This window comes from Burkholderia latens, from assembly GCF_902499045.1.
GTDB classification, from domain to species: Bacteria; Pseudomonadota; Gammaproteobacteria; order Burkholderiales; family Burkholderiaceae; genus Burkholderia; species Burkholderia latens.
In genome coordinates this window covers 1-17,060 of sequence record NZ_CABVPL010000031.1, presented here as the reverse complement: position 1 = coordinate 17,060, position 17,060 = coordinate 1, and the positions used below count along the sequence as shown (strand labels likewise).

Genomic DNA, 17,060 nt, shown 5'->3' with positions numbered 1-17,060 from the left:
AGGTCTGCGTGGTTGAGTGGTGGTGCTGGGCGTACCCCGTTGACACTCAAGAGTGTTGTTCGTAGGAGGTTAAGAGCAATATGATCATGGCATCTGTCAGGTCCGCCGGTATGGTCTTGTCAAAGACGCAATGGATGGCAATTGACGGATTCTTGAGGCTCGCCTTTCTGTACCGCTGTCCAAGACTCTCGCGCGCCTGCTGACCGACTGCAGCAAAATTCACGCGCTGGACCGTTCCCGCATCCAAGTGCTGCTTTAACAACTTGGCTTGGCTTGATGCTTGGGCGTCTGACACCTGCGCCTGACCAAGTTTGCCGGAAAGCCACTCATTAAAGTCCGACGTCAAGCTCAAGGTAGTCGTTGTCTGAGGTTTTTTCTTTGCTGCCGCCGCCCCATCGACAGAGTCAGACCTTGGCATATGGCGCCCTTGCACGATGACCACTGAAGCCCAAGCCTTCTTGGTTGCATCGAACTCCTTTTGAAAGCCATCTTTGCCGATCAGCACTAGTTTTGCGCGATACGCTGACACCGACGGTGGCGCAACGGGCTGACCGATGCGTCCCACACGCTGGGTTAGGTCCTCTTGGCGTGCCAGCGCAGCGATAGGCTTCAATCGCGCCAATCGCTTGATGCCGGCGTCGCGCTGGGTCAGCTCTGTCAGTTCCGGTGTAGTAGGGTTCACCAAATCCCAACTCGCCAAGTAATACCTCTGCGCCTCATTAATGATCATGCTGACCAAATCCATCGATCCATGTGCTGCTCCATGCGCGGATCGATAAAAAGCAAGTGCCACATCGCTGATCTCTTGGGGAACGCAACGCAGGCACAGCACGGTAGTCTTTTGGCTTGAAGTAGGCCTTGCAAGGTCACAGCTTTGATCAACCACAAGGAGAAATTCACGTGGCGTTCCGTCGCCATTCAATCTCGCAAAGAGATCACCCAATTGGACCGGGGACCCTTTCGCCTCAGGGATATCATCAGTAATGTCCAACCGCATAACTGAACGCACATGCATTTCCGCTAGCCTGCTGCCCGGAGGAACGGCACCAGGTAAAGCGTGGTGCCCAATCAAATCCGGAAGTCTCGCAGCCAATGCTCGAACGCCCGAATCCTCCAGAAGGCTGCTCGCAAGCGACTCTGATACAAGCCATGACAGGTAATCAGGCAATCTAGCCTCTTCGACTGCGAGCTCTGCCTCGTGAAGGAGCGCGATCTCGGACGGCTCGATCTTCGATAGGTTCTGGCGCAATACTGTCGCAGCGCGAATGGCACCTAGCCAAAACTCGTCGAGCATGTGGGCCCAGGATTGCTTGCCGTCATAGCCTTCGAGCATCCGACTGAGCTTCGGTGCAATCTGTGCCGCGATCTGGTCCTTTTCGACGAAGCAGAAGAAATCCGCTCGGAGCCCCGTGCGCTCCTTAAACTCACCCTGCTTATCCGCCGCCCCCGGTCTCGACGACATCAACACTACAAGCGGGTACTGGAGCAATGTGCCGGCCTGCCTCGCTTGAATGATTAAGTGAGCAAGCTTCGCCGCCCGCTCAAGAGAGGATTCTGAGCTGAGTTCGCCTTTGAGGTAAAAATCCAAGAAAATGACCTGACATCCCGTAACATCGAGCGTCGTAGGGTCAAATTTTGCAACGCGGGTAACGCGCCACTTCTGTGCACCTAAGAAGCCCTCAAGCCCTTCGAGAGCCTGCCGCTTCTCGCCAACGTCTGCGACATACTGCCGAAAAAGGGTATCGTCCAACCAGGACCAAGCTTGCCTCTTGCACAGAGACCACAGCTTGTCCACGATCGCCGCGTCTTGAAGAAGGTCGTCAAGGTGCTTTGGAATTGAAGGGTCAAGCTCCGAGAGGCGAAACTCCCTCTTCACCTGCGTCACCCGTTTCGGGACATCAATTAAAGCATCACGAAATCGGGATACCGCTTCCCCATCAATGTCGGTAGGATCAGCCGGCGCATACGCGTCGTCGATCACAACCACCCTCTTCAACGGCTTAATCAGCGCCGCTTCAAGAGTCTCCATCCCCTTCCCCTCCGTAGGTCACGACGAATCCGTGGTGGATCCGATCTTCATCTGCTTCAGCAAGTGCAATTTCCATCGAATTGCCTTCTGCAAGCTTTTTTGCAATATACAAGCCCATCCCTCGCCCCTCGCCAGAGGGTTTGGTCGTGAAGAACGCGTTGAAAACTTCATCCCCTCGATCTTCCGGGATCCCCGGGCCGTTATCCAAGACCGCAAACGTCTTAGCCTCCCGATCAATACTGAAGCTAATGCACGGCTCAAACCTCTTCATTGTTGCCTGCAACTTTAACCAATAAACCGAGTTAGCGACAAAATTCTCCACAATCTGCAGAAGCTGCCCACGGACGGCCTTGACCAACACCGGAGAATTACCAAGACCGGAAAGGTCGACCTTGATTCCGTGGCGCCCAAACTGCGGCTCATGCATCTCCCCAACATCTCGTAACATTTGAACCAAATCAAATGATTCCGTTCGTTGGCGTCCCGGGGTAGACAATGGATCAAGGACTCGAATCCGCCTTTCTAGTGTGCTCAACTGATCTCGCAGATTCCGAAGCTGGCGGTTCTCAGTAGAATTGCTCGGCTTGTATGTCTGCAGAACTTTCAAGGTATTTGCGGACAGTCGCGCCAATTCATGAAAGATGAACTCCGTCATCAATCCGACGCCAGCGAGATGGACATACTTGTCAATGTCCTCTTCATAGGCACGCACAGTCATCTTCGAACGCTCCCATGCTTCGGACATGTCCGTCATGCGAGCAAGCAAAGTGTTAATCGCAGCTACGTCCTCCGGAGCCGTCACCTTAGTCCTCAGATGCTGCACCTGCTTCAGCGCCTGCTTCTGAGCTTCCTCCAAGCGCTTCTCCAGCTTCGGAAACTCCTTGGCCGCGGATTCGTCCTGTGCGCCCTCAACAGCGTTGAGATAACTCTTGAACTCAATCACCAAGATATGGCGCAATAGTGCAATCAGCGCCGACTTCTCCTCCGTGTCACGCAAGCCCTCTCGATTCGTCTGATCCTGCAGATGTGGATTACCACGGCTGGAGATGCGAACGGCACCAACCAGTTGTTTCCGATTCATCTTGTAACCCTGCGCGGCCAATGCACTCCCGTCCAGATCGAGCCAATCGTCGCGTGCCTCGGCATATGGATACACACGGTAGTGGTCACGATATAGTAACAATCCCCCACCCCAGTGCGTCAGCCACTGCAAAGCAACCTCATAGCCATCCGGTTTATCAAGCCGAAGCTTTTGCCGGTTAAACCAGTGCGCCTCCATCTCAAAGGGACCAAGTGTCGCAAGCCCCTGCATAAGCGTGCCCGGAGGCCGTGGGGTCTCACCGGCCTTTGGCCGTTTACCCTTCAAGGTCAATGCGCTGAGAAGATGCACCCCCTCTAAGCGGAAGGGCTTGCTCTGCCCGTACGATTTATACACCACCTCGCCCGATAGAACAGGTTGGCCATTATCGTCCAGCGCGAAGCTGGCAGAACATCGAGCATGCGCGTACGTAAGTTGTCGCGTCTGAAACGATGGGATGTCGACTGGTTGACCGTTAAAGGACAACCGTATATTTGGGCGACTGAACGTATTGAGGAACGGGTCCACCAGCTTTGCGAAGTCAGTCTTCGCAAGGGACTCCATTTTTTCAATGGACCATTCGCTCGTCAGATTGGACATGCGAATGACCGTACCATGGTCAGATGCCTTACTCTTTTTCGGCCCGACATGAGGTGCGGCCGGAAACTCATCAAGATTAAGATGTGGATTTCGCTTGATCGTAGACCAGTCGATCTTGAGTTCATGAAGCGATTTATCACCCTTCTTGGACGTCAAGACGTGAAGTTGATCGCCCAAACGTACAGCGGAGAGGCGGCCGATACCTTTTTCCCCAAGTACCGTATGGTCGCCTCCTCGTAGTCGATCATCCAACCGGTGGGTGGTGCCAATAGTCAGGTAGACGCCACTCAGATCGTCAAACGACATCCCACTGCCATCATCCATAATCTCCACCCAATTGAATTGAGTGTAGGCAGCGTCCAACGCTTGGATGTAGTCATCATTTGAGGGAGACAACACGATCTCAAAAAAGGCATCGCGATCCTCTTGATCTACCGTGAGCTCCATGCCTGCATCGAGCATCTTCCGAACCGCGTCGCGAGAGAGTCTCTCCTTCTTCTCGACCGACTGCTCGAGCTTTTGGCGAATGCTAAGGTACTCGCTGCGCGGCAATGCGACGCGAACACGCACTTCAATACGCGTCGCGCGCGCATCTAATGAGTTTTTCACCAGCTCGTAGATCGCGATCTGATCCGAACTAATCAACTCTGCACCGAGTTCAAGCAGAACGCGAGCTTTGACTGTTATAGCCACAGGCAATTACCTATTTTCGCAAAATTATCATCGAAATTATAAGGCCGCACCAGACGCCGGATATGAAATCGGAAGTTTCACCGCAAAATTACTCACTGTCCACCAGAGTTCATAGCTGACATACGAGACAGCCTTGGTCATCATCGTCCTCCGGCGCCTCGGCGGAGTCCGCTTGAGCGAATACCTCCATTAGCGTTACATTTTCGCGACGCTGCGCCTTACGCTCGACACGAATCACGTGCTCACGCTTGATCTGCTCCATACGGTGCGGCTGTTCGAGCTCCGCCAAGCTTTCACCTTGGCTCCACGTAAAAAAATTACCGGTCTTCTCATAAGGCTTTTCATATGCCTTCGCTTTATCGAACAGATCTGGATGTGTCTCCTTCAATCGCACCCACTCGATCTTTTGCTGATAGAAACAGAAGTAGCACCCCGAACGCGTGCGCCCCCATCGCGTATAGGGCGGCATACCTACACCAGAGTTTCGGAGGATCTCCTCGATGTCGCGCAGCACCAACCCATCTTCGCGAAACGGATAGACTGCTCTGATATTTGGCTTATGGCTAATATAACCGCTTCGATCCTCTTCAGCACGCAAACCGACGTAGTTAACCACTTCATCGTCTCCGCAGTACTGTTCGAACGGTTTGAGCTTTAATGCCCGCGTGCACCACCGCCGGTGGTTGGATGGGATCATGCCACCGTACATCTCGTACCAGTGGTCAAAACCAACGTCGGCGTTAAGGTGAGTCACCTCCTTGCCTAGATAGTCGGAAATGCGCTGAAGGTACGCGTACGTCTCTGGTAGCTCCTTGCCCGTGTCGCTAAAAATGTACTCCATCTCCGGAATACGATCGCGAAGATAGATGGCCAGCGCGGCGCTGTCCTTCCCGCCGGACAAGCTCAGAATATGCCTAACCCGCTTCTCGCTCGTCATGACCTTTCTCCTTCGTCGAATTCAACTGTATCTGCATTACATTGAGCCCTTGCAGCGCCTCAGCTAAAGCTGCGGCGGCCGTATGAGGTTCTGTCGCAGTCTGCTTCTCGAGAAGATCCAGAATACTGCGAGCCAGCCTCGCGGAATGTTCGGATTTCGCGACAAATAGAGCGGATTCTTGTCCTGTTGCACCAGTCAACGTTACGCTAACAAAACGTTCCGCTGCTCGTGGTGCCCCCTTCCGTTGCATGACAAGGCGCAGCCAGCGACGATAGTGCCCGCCTATCTCTGTGGCCGCCTGCGCGAAGTTCTCGATCGTTTCATCGCCCCACGTGTCCAGTGGTCGCTGTACCAGCAGGCTCGCTACGGAATCCAGCCATTTCTCGTCCGTCAATGTCACGTCCGTGCAACGCAAAATGAAACTCTTGAGCCGAGCATCCGCCAGCCCAGTCGCTGCGCCAGAACACTCGGCCTGCAGTTGGCTGCGAATCCTGCCCAACTGCCCGGCAATTCCAAAAACACGCCCGAGCTCGACGGCCACGGTCTCTTGCAGTTTGCGCTGACTCATACCCAAGTCTGTCAGGGCCAAAGACAACCATTCTACAAATGAGCTACTCGCCTTGCTCTGCTGGTGCGCCTGCGGAAGAGTTGTGGTCAACAGTTCAATGGGGTCCTGAGCCTTGCCCAAGCGTGTGCGAACCAGCACTGCATCCTTGCTGATCCGCCCGGTCTGTTTCGCGAAATCGGAAAGTTGACCGAACCACCGATATAGCGAACGTGCCAGCGCCAGATACGTGACTTCTCCAGTAGGCGCAGCCCCAAGAGAACTCAGCACCGAACCATAGTCGCGGAGTAAATCAACGCTATCCTGCCCCTGCGGCAGCTCCCTCAACTGGAAGGTGTGAGGATTCTTGTACATGCGCTGGATGTACTCGCTCGTGAGCTCCAACACCAGCGTACCGCGTTCAAATATGGCGCAGTGGTTACGGTGAATCAACAGATACAACGTAACCCATACGCTGGCCGGCCCGTTGCGGACCCCGAACGGGGGCGCAGCAAGGGCACGTAGAACTTGCTCAAACGTTGGTGCTTCTTCACACGTCATGACGCGTGAAATTTCGGCCCAGACCACACTAATATCAACGGTAGCGCCTTTTCGTGGAGGGACCAGTTTCCAGTTATTACCCTCTATCTCCCAGATACCTGTATCGCGTACCAATGTCGCGTGGATTAAGCGTTCCGGCGGAAACTCCTTATCACCGAAGACTGATTTACCTGTTGGGCCGGCCAGCAGCAAGTCCACCAGTCTCTGGCGAGCCAGCACAACGGCAGACGCAGGCCGGTCTTTATTGATTAGTTCGTTGACGATTCGTGGTGCGCCCTTAAAAACCGTTTCAAAGAGCCAGGACGCCACCTGGTTTACGTTCATCGATTCGCAATGCGGGATGACCTTGCCTTGGTACCAATATACTGGCCCCGCAATACCTGGCCCAGCAGCGAGTGCGGAGAACACAACAGCGTCAACGTCCTCCTTCGCCTGGTGAAGCCGGCTATCAACATACTGGCTCGTCCACGGATCCAGCCGCTTGCTTGTGACATCTTGCTGTACCGTCAGCCATATCGCCAGCTCCGCGAGCGCAGCACGTCCCTGCGACGACAACGCAAGACAGCAGTAAACGCTCAGTGGGTCGTCCATACCGCGAATGCGGTCCAATGCCTCACGTTGCTCTTTCGAACCGGCGGTCACCAAAAGGAGACGAAGCCATCCGTCGGGTTGCCCTTCACTGTCTTTCTTCCGCGAAGCTACAGGCCATGCCGATACAGTTCCGACGTCAATTGCCAAAGTGCGGATGGTGCCCCGGCGGTCGTAGTGCCTGTTGGCGATAACGAATCGACTGCCTAGCACATGTGTAGCGCCGCGAACCACCAGTTCACCTTCAGTGATCTGCGCAGCGTCGTCGTACAGCGCTTCAATGTTGACAGCCTCGGAAACTGCGAAGCCGTATTCCGATCGGTTGTGGCGGCGGATCAGCAGACCTTGCGACACCAAGCAATCGAGCCGCTCTTTCGTCTCTGCCACGTCCCGTTGACCGAGTGCATAGGCAACCAGTTCCGGAGTGATGCGCAGTCTCAAGGAAGCCTGGACTAATTCCAGCACAGCAATAGTCTTGAGCGCAGCCGGCGCATCGGCGTCATTCCCCTGGCGGTCGATAGCGGTTACCGCAAATGCCCAACGTCGTTCCGCAGCCAGATCGCGAAAGCGCAGTCCATGACCGGATGCCAGATAATCAAATACTTCCGTGAGGCGGTACCAAGGGTGACCATCAACAGGCGCTACTTGCGCGAAGTCACGCAAGCCAGCCGGTTCATTACTGTTAAGGAAAGCATGAAACGAGCGCTCGCTCTGCCCATAACGCTTCGAAATAATCGCCAGCGCGGCAAGGGTCAGTGGATGAAGCGGGTAGAGCTTCTCTGGGTGCTGAAACAGACGTTTGTCGGCAGAGGTCGGCGCCCTTAGGATGTCCTGCTCCAACGCGATGTCAAAGACGGCTCGCGCCGACTGCGCGAGCGTGGAGTCGCGATACAAAGCAGGCTTAACCCCAAGCGCATGAGCAGCAAAATGCGCATAGCGCTCAACCGGCTCGTCGAAGGGGATTTCCTCAAACCGCGACGCAACCTTGTGCCACTCGTCGTCCAATGCACGCCCGATACCGGCCGCGTAGCTAGCAAAATGCTGGTGTTGCATCACTACCAACGCCAACGAATCGTCATTCGGTCTGCACGCCTCTTCAGCTAACTGTTGCAGCGCGATCAAGTCTCCTGCGTCAGGATGCATCGCGGCATGTTCAACGAACTTCCCCACTTCGTCGATCAACAACACCGTTCCATCGAATCCCTGCGCAGAAACGACCGAACAGAAATCCCGCATTAGTTCGCCGGCCACAGCATTAATCGGGCGACCTTTGTAATACCCAGGCTCGCTGAGTTGCTTCTTAAGACCGCTCACACCCTTTCCATTGGGCCAACGAGCGAGCGAGCGATGAATTTCGGTGCCAAGTGCCAGTCCGATAGACAAACGTGCGCCCACTACAGCCATCGGAAACCGATTGGACGACGCGAATAAGTTGGCAACTGACGCGGAAGCACTACCCAACATCTCGTGGACTGCCGGACATGCGCTTGGGCCTTGAAGCAACTGCGCGAGGACAATACCTAGCGCGGACTTACCACTCCCGTATGGACCAACGACCTTCCATGCGCGTTGGGCACTATCATTCGCTAGCGCCGAACCGATCTGCTTAAGCGCCTGGACGGCATTAGGCGTTGGCAAATAACTGGCAATCGCCGCCTCGTCGTGAAGATCCCGGCTGAGTGAGATAGACCGCGTATGTTGCGCACGAAGTTCGAGGCCATCGATGATTCGATCAAGCATGGGCGGAAGCCTCCTTGTCTGCCTTCAGCAGGTAGTGCTGGTCGATGCGAGCTCGATCGAGCACGATGCTTTGCGTATCGGACGTGTCGACGAACCGCAGGGCTCCGTTCAAAACACCATCCGCGAGGTTCTCAATGAACGCACGAAGTTGATGTTCGTCCAGGCGGAAAACCACCCCTGGGCTATTCGGGCCTTTGAGCAAATGAAGGAACTCAACAGAAGACGAACCATTGCTATTGGATGTCACGTATTCAACTAGGGCGACGGCAAAAACTCGCAAGCTTAGGCCAACAGGAGCGCGCAGATCGGTATTGAAGACTACGCGACCATCCTCCTCTTTCGCTGCGCGTACCAGTAGCAGATCTTGCAGCGGACACCAGGACGTATCGTCGCCACTGCGTTCCGCCTGGTAGTAGCTTTGCAGAAAAATCGAGGCGTGCTGCTCCAGAGTGCTGGGGGCAAGTGGTCGTGCCGCGCCCGCAGCCCGCTCGGCCAGAGCAGCAATCAGCCGTTGCCGATCGAAGCGCACCAGTCGAGCCCCCCCGAACACCACTGACCAGGCGGCGAGCGCCGCACCAGTGCACAATCGCCAATGAAGCAACCATAGCGACTCCAACGACTCCAAATGAGGATCCCAGCCATGGTCAGGATCAAGCAATTTGCGTCCGATCGGACCCGGAACATGGCCTTGCCCCGAGACAAACGTCAATATACCCATTGCCTCGCACCAGAACTGGAGCGACTTCACCATGTTGCGACCGATACCTAGCTGATGCATCGCTCGCTCCTCGTCTCGAAGGAGATCGGGCTCCGCGGACACCGCTTGGTAAGCTTTGGGTAGCCAGCCATATCGGCAAACGAAGGACTCATGTCCGGAAAAGCGGTCTGTAATCGTCATGATGTTTGGGATTTGCTTGCAACACGCGCAATCCTTGGGGCAGCCTCCGGCTCTCCAGCGATTGGCGTACGTTCAATAATGATGGCCTTGGTCGTCGCGTCGAAGTACAGATCGACAGAGTCGCCTTCCTGGATCCCGGCGTTCCGCAGCAAAGCGTCCGTAAGGGCGACTCTGCCCATTTTTTGTACTTTTTTCGTACCGAAATGAACCTTCATAAAGTACCCACTTAGGCAAAATCAAGGCTGAAATATGGGGGCATTCTAACTTAAAACAGTCTGAATCTGATATGTTTGTCTCGCAAACGGTGGTTGCGCCCCTTTCAAACCATTCCGATCGATGACTTGCAGCAGAATGATCTGACCAATCACACCGCGAGCCTCGTATCGAAGCTATCGGAATCCAACCGGACTGGACGGGCCATGGCGGTAGATTGATGGCTATGTGCGCTATGGGGCAGGCACTTGTTGTAGAACGGTCGCTAGCGCACGATGAACGCCTTGCACGACCGCAGAGCCGTTCCTGCCTCGACAATTCGGCACGCAGCTTGCCGTTAAAGCTCACCTGGAAGAACAGAATCCGTCACCGCTCGCAGCACACCAATCAATTCATCTATCGATACAATCCTCACAACAACATCGCGTCTAGAATTTCACGGGGTAAGGTATGAGCAGGTATTGCGGGGACGACGATCCAAAATCTATCTTAGAAGCTGCCGCCCACTGGCGCGATTCAGCCCTACTGGGTCACGGCTCAGTCTTAACAATCCAGCCCATTTGGACGTTTTCCGCACTAAATTCGCTACACGAGCAATTTACCCGAAGTTCCGATAGCGGAAATGGAACGTTTCTTGAAAAACTCGAGAATCAGCTCGTATCAGTTGATAGCTCAGCAAAGCAGCTAGTAGCAGAAATGATGTGGCTGCTATACCTCTGCCCAAGCAGCCTAACAGCGGCTCACAAACGCAGAACCATCCAAACGATTTGGGCTTGGTCGGATGCACCCGCTCCCACGGACTCACGCTGGCTGGATGATGACGTCCTTGCTGGCGTGGGCAGCGCCGGCCCAGGCTTCAACCAGAATCAACGGCGCGAGCTCGTCTTCCTGATCAACTTCGTCCGCCGCTTTCGGGAAACAAGTGACGACGTTCAAAAAACGCTATTGGAAGACGGTTGGGCACTCGACGAGTGGCTTCGCGAGGTACCCGATTGGGAAGCAAGGCAATTTCGGCATATGTTGCTCTTCTTGCTGTTCCCTGATGACTTCGAGCGTATCTTTGGTCAGAACGATCGGAAGGCCGTTGCTCGGCATTACTCACAACGCGAACGACGCGCCGTGAATCGTATGGATCCGATTCAACTGGATCGAGAACTGCAAGCAATTCGAAAACGTCTCGAAACAGAGCGGGGCACAACGCAGTTGGACTACTACGTACCTCCACTGAAAGGGGAATGGCGTAGCGAAACGTTCGCCGCAGCTACTGAGAGCGTAACAGCAGAGCACATTCGACTAGCTTTGCGCGAAATCGATCAAAATGGCGTGCCTGAGGATGCTGAATCAACAGGCTACGATTTGCTCTACGAAGGCAAACGTTACCCCCCCAAGTTGGTCCTATCGTTGGCGGTTAAGCACGCAACTGGAGAGCCGCTAGATCGGGCCGTCTTCTCTGGCGGCGAGTCTTCGTCCGCTTTCCGCTTGTTGCGACGTCTTGATTTCGAAGTCGAACCCAAGGAGGAATCGCCGGACGGCATCCCTGAGCTCCTCGAGCGTTTTCTCATACAGGCAAACAATGGACGGGAACTCGGAACGAAAGGCTACCTTAGCAAGTACCGAGATCTCAAAGTTCGAGTGAGTTTTGGTAAAGGTAATTTTGCTCGGATCCCCTGGATCGCGTTTCTTGGAGATGGGCAATCGGTCAACCAAGGCATCTACCCTGTTCTACTTCTTTATGCAGAGCAACAGCAATTGCTGCTGTGCTATGGAGTAAGCGAAGAGGAAACCTCCCAACTGAACTGGGGCGAACTAGCCGGAGCGCAAACGGTACGGGAATGGTTCAAAGGACGATACGCTCGGGTCCCGGATCGCTACGGTACGTCCATTGTTCGCGCCACATACGACCTGAAGCAACCTCTGCCCATGGCGGAGCTGCAGCAGGATTTGGACGATGTAATAGACATCTATAGCCAAGTGCTGGCCCTAAACGATGCGGAAGAGCTTCCAGAGGTTGTCGAACCGGAGCAATCTGACGATCCACTCCCTGTCAGGGCGGACCTTCGCGAAGCCATCAACACATTCGGCAACGCATTACGCGCAAGTGGCGTAGTGTTTGGTAGCCATCACGACGGACTCATCGCGTCCTTCATTTCGAGCTTAATCACCAAACCTCTTGTCATTTTGACCGGACTCTCGGGCTCGGGTAAAACGCAAATAGCAATTCGTTTCGGCGAGTGGCTAGGTAAAGATCGGCTGCACGTCGCCGCCGTGCGTCCCGACTGGACGGGCGCAGAAGCGTTGTTCGGATACGAAGACGCGCTTAAGCGCGAAGTCGACGGACGCCGCGCCTGGTCTGTTCCAGCCCCATTGGAGTTCATCCTGAGGGCGGCAGCTGACCCCCAGCATCCGTACTTGCTGCTTCTGGATGAGATGAACCTGGCACACGTCGAGCGCTACTTCGCCGATGTGCTGTCTGGCATGGAGTCCGGACAACCGTGTATTCCAAACCTCCAGAAGGGAACGGACGAATGCTGGCGACTGAAGATCAACGCCGAAAAGCACCTGCCCCTTCCGAGAAATCTGTGGATCGTCGGTACCGTCAACATCGACGAAACAACGTACATGTTCTCGCCAAAGGTACTCGATCGCGCTAACACCTTCGAATTTCGCGTTCACTCAAGCGATCTTTCGATTGAAGCAATCAAACCGCAACCATGCGTTATCGGAGATCAGGAGTTGGTGAGAGGCTTGCTAAGCATCGCGCAGGACGACAGTTGGCATCAAAATCGTCATAGCAACGTGACGAATGAGCTAAATCATCGCTTGCGACAACTGCATGAGGTCCTGAGCCGATACAACCTCGAGTTCGGCCATCGTGTGTTTTATGAAGCGATGCGATTCGCCGCCCTGGCACAAGAGGCAGGGATCAACGGCCTAGCGCCGATCGTGGACCGGATCGTCATGCAAAAGATACTCCCGAGACTGCACGGATCACGTAGACGCCTCGAATTGCCACTCCTCGCCTTGGCGCAGTTCTGCCGCGACCTGCCAGATTCAGTTGTAGCCGATGACAAGCTTCAAGCATTGCTGATCGAAGAAGTACCTGTGCAAGGTGCTGCACTTCCCATCGCGTATGCCAAAGCGATTCGCATGCTTCGCAGCCTGCGCGCCAATCAATTTGCTAGCTTCACGGAATAGGTCGTGCACGCTGTTTCAGAAGCTGTCGCTCTTCTTCGCGATCCGACGGGGAACGTCACCGCAAAGCTACACATTGCGGTGTTACCCCGTCGTTCCTCCACTCCCTCCGCGACGCTTTGGTCCGTCGACAGCAGCGGCACAACGACAAATGATTCCGTGGGAACTGTCGAACTCTTGGAGGGGATGGAATATCGATACACTTGGGAGAGCCTCGGCCAAAGCGGCTGTCCGCTGACCGCGGATCCTGAAGAGGTCTTTCAGCCGGACACGACGGACGGAATATCTGGTCGCCTACGGCCCGGACTCGCGACCGGCACCGTACGTGTGGTGCTTCGCACGGACATCGGCACGCTCGGGCAAATGGAGCTCGAAGTCCGGTCCCGCAAACTCTCCTACCTCTCAGAGTATCGCTGGATGCTGCGCGACATCGCCGAGCGAATGACTGAGCTTGTGATGGACCGCTTTGCCGTGAGCGATGCAAGTTTCGAACTTGATGAGACTCGCGACGCAGTTACCCTCTATCAGCGCTTCACGTTTTTGCGCGCGCTATTCGAAAGCGAAAATTTCCAGCGTGCACTTCACGAAATCATCCGGCGTCCGCACATCGCGTGGGACACGACAAGCGAGTCGGTGCGGGCTGGCGCCGGGATACGAGCAGACTCACATATCCTTCGGCAATTCACCAAGGGTGGATCTCGGTCAGCGTGGCCCGACGGATCTCTCAAGTCGGTCCCATCCCACTTTAATCGAGCTCAAACCGAAGCAACGCACGACACGACGCCCAATCGCTTTGTGAAGTTCGCTCTAGAGCATTGGGTTCGGATACTCGGCGACATCGATCGAGGTCTTTCCAAGCCTCAGGCCACACCCGCGACGACACGTGGACGACGGGAAATTTCGGCCGTGAAATCACAGCTGGAAGAGGTGCTCCATTGCGACATGTTTATCGACGTTGGACGGCTCACAAGGTTTCCTGCTGATGACCAGGTGCTTCACAAGAGGGAAGGCTATAGAGATCTTTTCAAAGCTTACGTGGAGACAGAGTTTGCGGCGCGTCTCTCGTGGCAATCGTCACCTGACGTCTACGGAGCAGGCCAGCGCGACGTCGCGACGCTCTATGAATACTGGGCGTTTATTCAACTTTCTCAGGTAGTAGCTGAGGCTGTTGGTCATACGTTCGACCTGAGTCCATTGGTGCATACACGGCCAGACGGTTTGACGGTTGGTATCCGTACGGGCATAGAGACTGTTCTAACGGGTGAGGTCAACCGTCTTGATCGACGTATGCGAGTAGACCTCTGCTTCAATCGGACCTACCGGCGGAGCGCGGCAAGTGTCTCGTCTTGGACCAGACCAATGCGCCCGGATTATTCGTTGCTGATCAGCCCGGCCAGCGGCGAACCATCACCTTTTGAACCGATCGCGCTCCACTTCGACGCAAAGTATCGGGTCGATTTCGTGCGCGAGATTTTTGGTGTCGATAACGAAGGCGAAAACGCCGCCACCTCGGAATCGTCGACACGGCTAGAACGCGGCGGTGCTCTTCGCGATGACCTACTGAAGATGCACGCGTACCGCGACGCTATACATCGAACTGCTGGGGCATATGTTCTGTATCCGGGCGGTGACGACGAAGGAGAAAGGCGGCAATATTCGGAGTATCACGAACTGTTACCCGGTCTCGGTGCATTCGTGTTGCGACCTACCGACACGGGCATTGCAACGGGTACGTCTGCACTGCGGCTTTTTATCAGCGACGTACTCGATCACGTGGCGATGCGCCTCACTAAACATGAGCGCAGCCGGTACTGGCTGACAGAGACGTACGACCGATCAACGCTTTGGCGATCGCCCCAAACACGCACCTTGCCGACGCTCGACGCAAGCGTGCTACTAGGTTTTGTAAAGGACCACGACCATTGGAATTGGATTCGAGAACGTAAGTCCTACAACGTTCGAGCTGGCGCCCGACGTGGTGGTGTTTCGCCCGGTGCAGCTCTACTGAGTAGTCAGCTTCTACTTTTATACTGTCCCTCGACACAAGAGATCGCATTCGCTCGTATCGTTTCTGACGCTGAGGAAATTACTGAAGTCGGAATGGCCGCGGCTGGTTACCCGGCTCCTCGCGGAAACTATTGGTGCATCCAGATCCAATGGCTTACGCACGAGCACTGGCTCCATGGGCTGACATCCCAGGCTATCGACACATATGTTCGAAATCGTGGGGCGATGTATGGCGAACCCATCCGCGTCTTATGGAGTGACGTCATGTCTCTATCCGAAAGCGCGTAGCAACTTATGACCGTAGCAGTGATCGGCTGCGATACCTAGCTGGCGGCATCATCGCCGCCAGTCCTCAGGATCTGACTTCTCAGTCTCTCCCAATAATGAGTGCGCCGCGTTCGAACCCCATCGAACCATTCATTCCGCACTTCGCTGCTCAAGTAGGCGTCGGTCTACGATCGTCGCCTTGACCTGCGGTGAGATCTTGTAGCCAGTTAAGCAGTGAGTCGCCAGTCGATATTCTTCTCGGAATCCAGCCAGGCTCGACGGACCGTGGCAGGAGGTTGGTAACGATGAGCGCTATGCGGCCGACGCTCGTTGTAGAACTGTCGCCAGCGCTCGATGAGCACCTTGGCCTCGGCGCGGCTGCGGAACCATTCCCGATTCAGCAGCTCGTCGCGCAGCTTGCCGTTGAAGCTTTCGACGAAGCCGTTTTGCCACGGGCTACCGGGCGTAATGAAGGCTGGCCCGATTGCCGCGTCACGCAGCCAGCGCATAACCTTGGTCGCCGTAAATTCCGCGCCGTTGTCGGACCGAATGAACGTCAGCTTGCCGTACAGGCGCATCAATCGCGACAGGACCAGGATCACGTCTTGCGAACGCAAGCTGGCCCCGACCTCGATTGCTAGGCATTCGCGGGTGTATTCGTCGAGCATCTTCAAGACTCGACCGTCGACCAACTGGTCGTGGACGAAGTCGTAGCTCCAGACCGAATTGGGTTTCGTCGCACCCGGCAGGCGAATATCGCTGCCGCAACGCCGTCGGCGCGGCCGGCGCTTCGGGATGTTCAGCTTCAGCGCACGCCACATCCGGCGCACACGCGATTCGCCCAACGACAGCCAGGCCGAGATCCGACGATAACCAAAGCGTGGCACCTCTTGGGAAGCCGCGATCAACCGCTCGCCCAAGCTCCGGTCTTTCTCCGGTTGCTTGAGCGTGTAGATCGCCACCCGGCGGCTCAGCCCCAGGTAACGACATGCCTTGCGTTGCGATAATCCCCGCCGAGTCAGGACTTCCAGCGCTTCGCGCCGGCCCGTCGGGGAACTCATTTTTTTCGGCTGAACTCCTTCAGGCCGTCGATCACCAGCAATTGCTCGGCCACCAGCCGCTTGAGCTTCTCGTTCTCCGATTCCAGTTCCTTGAGCCGACGTGCTTCGGCCACGTCCATGCCACCGAACTTGGTGCGCCACCGGTAGAACGTCTGCTCCGAGATGTTGTGCCGCTTGCACAGATCCTCGACCGGTACCTCCTGGCTCTCGGCTTCCCGCAGGATGCGGATGATCTGTTCGTCGGTATGTCGCTTCTTCATCGAGTTCTCCTTGCCTCTAGGATAAGAGAACTCACTTGCCGTTTGGCTACACGATCCGTCTCAGGTCAACGCGGTAAATTTCGCTGCGCGGGGCCAATGCTACCGGACCGGATATGGATTGGGGCGGGCCGTGTTGCCGCCTTCGGCTGAAACGACTTGGCGTTGATCCGGCTATTCCCCGTGCAGCGCAGACGCCCTGACGCGACTATGGGGACGGCAGTATAAGGACGCGGCTCGGGCAGCCGCTTGGCCTGCCGCGCCGGCGTCGTGGCAATGCGCTGCCGCACAACTGCACGCGTCATTTCCGGCGGCGCCAATGCAAAAACCCCCGCCTTGTCGGGCGGGGGTTTCTGGCTTGAGGGGAGCCTGACGATTACCTACTTTCACACGGG

The 17,060-nt window shown here is 55.6% G+C and carries 9 protein-coding genes; 2 read left to right on the top strand and 7 right to left on the bottom strand.

What is annotated here, in order from left to right; translation table 11 throughout:
* Window positions 1–46: 46 nt before the first annotated feature.
* From BSE24067_RS20160 to BSE24067_RS20135, 6 genes are all read right to left on the bottom strand, one after another.
* Entirely contained in the window at window positions 47–2,029 is a 1,983-nt protein-coding gene (locus BSE24067_RS20160) for a hypothetical protein (RefSeq protein WP_151064150.1), read from the bottom strand.
* Complete coding sequence (locus BSE24067_RS32815; RefSeq protein WP_151064152.1) at window positions 2,016–4,400, bottom strand: sensor histidine kinase; 2,385 nt, start codon at window positions 4,398–4,400, stop codon at window positions 2,016–2,018. The genes BSE24067_RS20160 and BSE24067_RS32815 overlap by 14 nt, the downstream gene beginning before the upstream one ends.
* Window positions 4,401–4,509: 109 nt before the next feature.
* Entirely contained in the window at window positions 4,510–5,337 is an 828-nt protein-coding gene (locus BSE24067_RS20150) for a phosphoadenosine phosphosulfate reductase family protein (RefSeq protein WP_151064154.1), read from the bottom strand.
* Window positions 5,315–8,770, bottom strand: coding sequence for a hypothetical protein (locus BSE24067_RS20145; RefSeq protein WP_151064156.1), 3,456 nt, complete (start codon window positions 8,768–8,770; stop codon window positions 5,315–5,317). The genes BSE24067_RS20150 and BSE24067_RS20145 overlap by 23 nt, the downstream gene beginning before the upstream one ends.
* On the bottom strand, window positions 8,763–9,668 hold the full coding sequence (locus tag BSE24067_RS20140; RefSeq protein WP_151064158.1) for a DUF4007 family protein: 906 nt from the start codon (window positions 9,666–9,668) through the stop codon (window positions 8,763–8,765). Before BSE24067_RS20140 ends, BSE24067_RS20145 begins: the two co-directional genes overlap by 8 nt.
* Window positions 9,665–9,883, bottom strand: a complete 219-nt coding sequence (locus BSE24067_RS20135; protein ID WP_151064160.1) for a hypothetical protein — start codon at window positions 9,881–9,883, stop codon at window positions 9,665–9,667. Before BSE24067_RS20135 ends, BSE24067_RS20140 begins: the two co-directional genes overlap by 4 nt.
* A gap of 448 nt (window positions 9,884–10,331) precedes the next feature.
* On the opposite strand from BSE24067_RS20135, the gene BSE24067_RS20130 reads away from it, so the two are divergent.
* Complete coding sequence (locus tag BSE24067_RS20130) at window positions 10,332–13,076, top strand: MrcB family domain-containing protein (protein ID WP_151064162.1); 2,745 nt, start codon at window positions 10,332–10,334, stop codon at window positions 13,074–13,076.
* A 183-nt stretch (window positions 13,077–13,259) separates the two neighbouring features.
* Window positions 13,260–15,368: a DUF2357 domain-containing protein gene (locus BSE24067_RS20125; RefSeq protein ID WP_244130575.1), complete on the top strand. Its 2,109-nt coding sequence runs from the start codon at window positions 13,260–13,262 to the stop codon at window positions 15,366–15,368.
* A gap of 206 nt (window positions 15,369–15,574) precedes the next feature.
* Here BSE24067_RS20125 and BSE24067_RS20120 read toward each other — a convergent pair.
* Window positions 15,575–16,668 (bottom strand): IS3 family transposase gene (locus tag BSE24067_RS20120; RefSeq protein WP_151064166.1). Its coding sequence is split into 2 segments (ribosomal slippage): window positions 15,575–16,416 and window positions 16,416–16,668, totalling 1,095 coding nucleotides; the frame shifts between segments, so codons are not numbered across the junction.
* Window positions 16,669–17,060 lie beyond the last annotated feature (392 nt).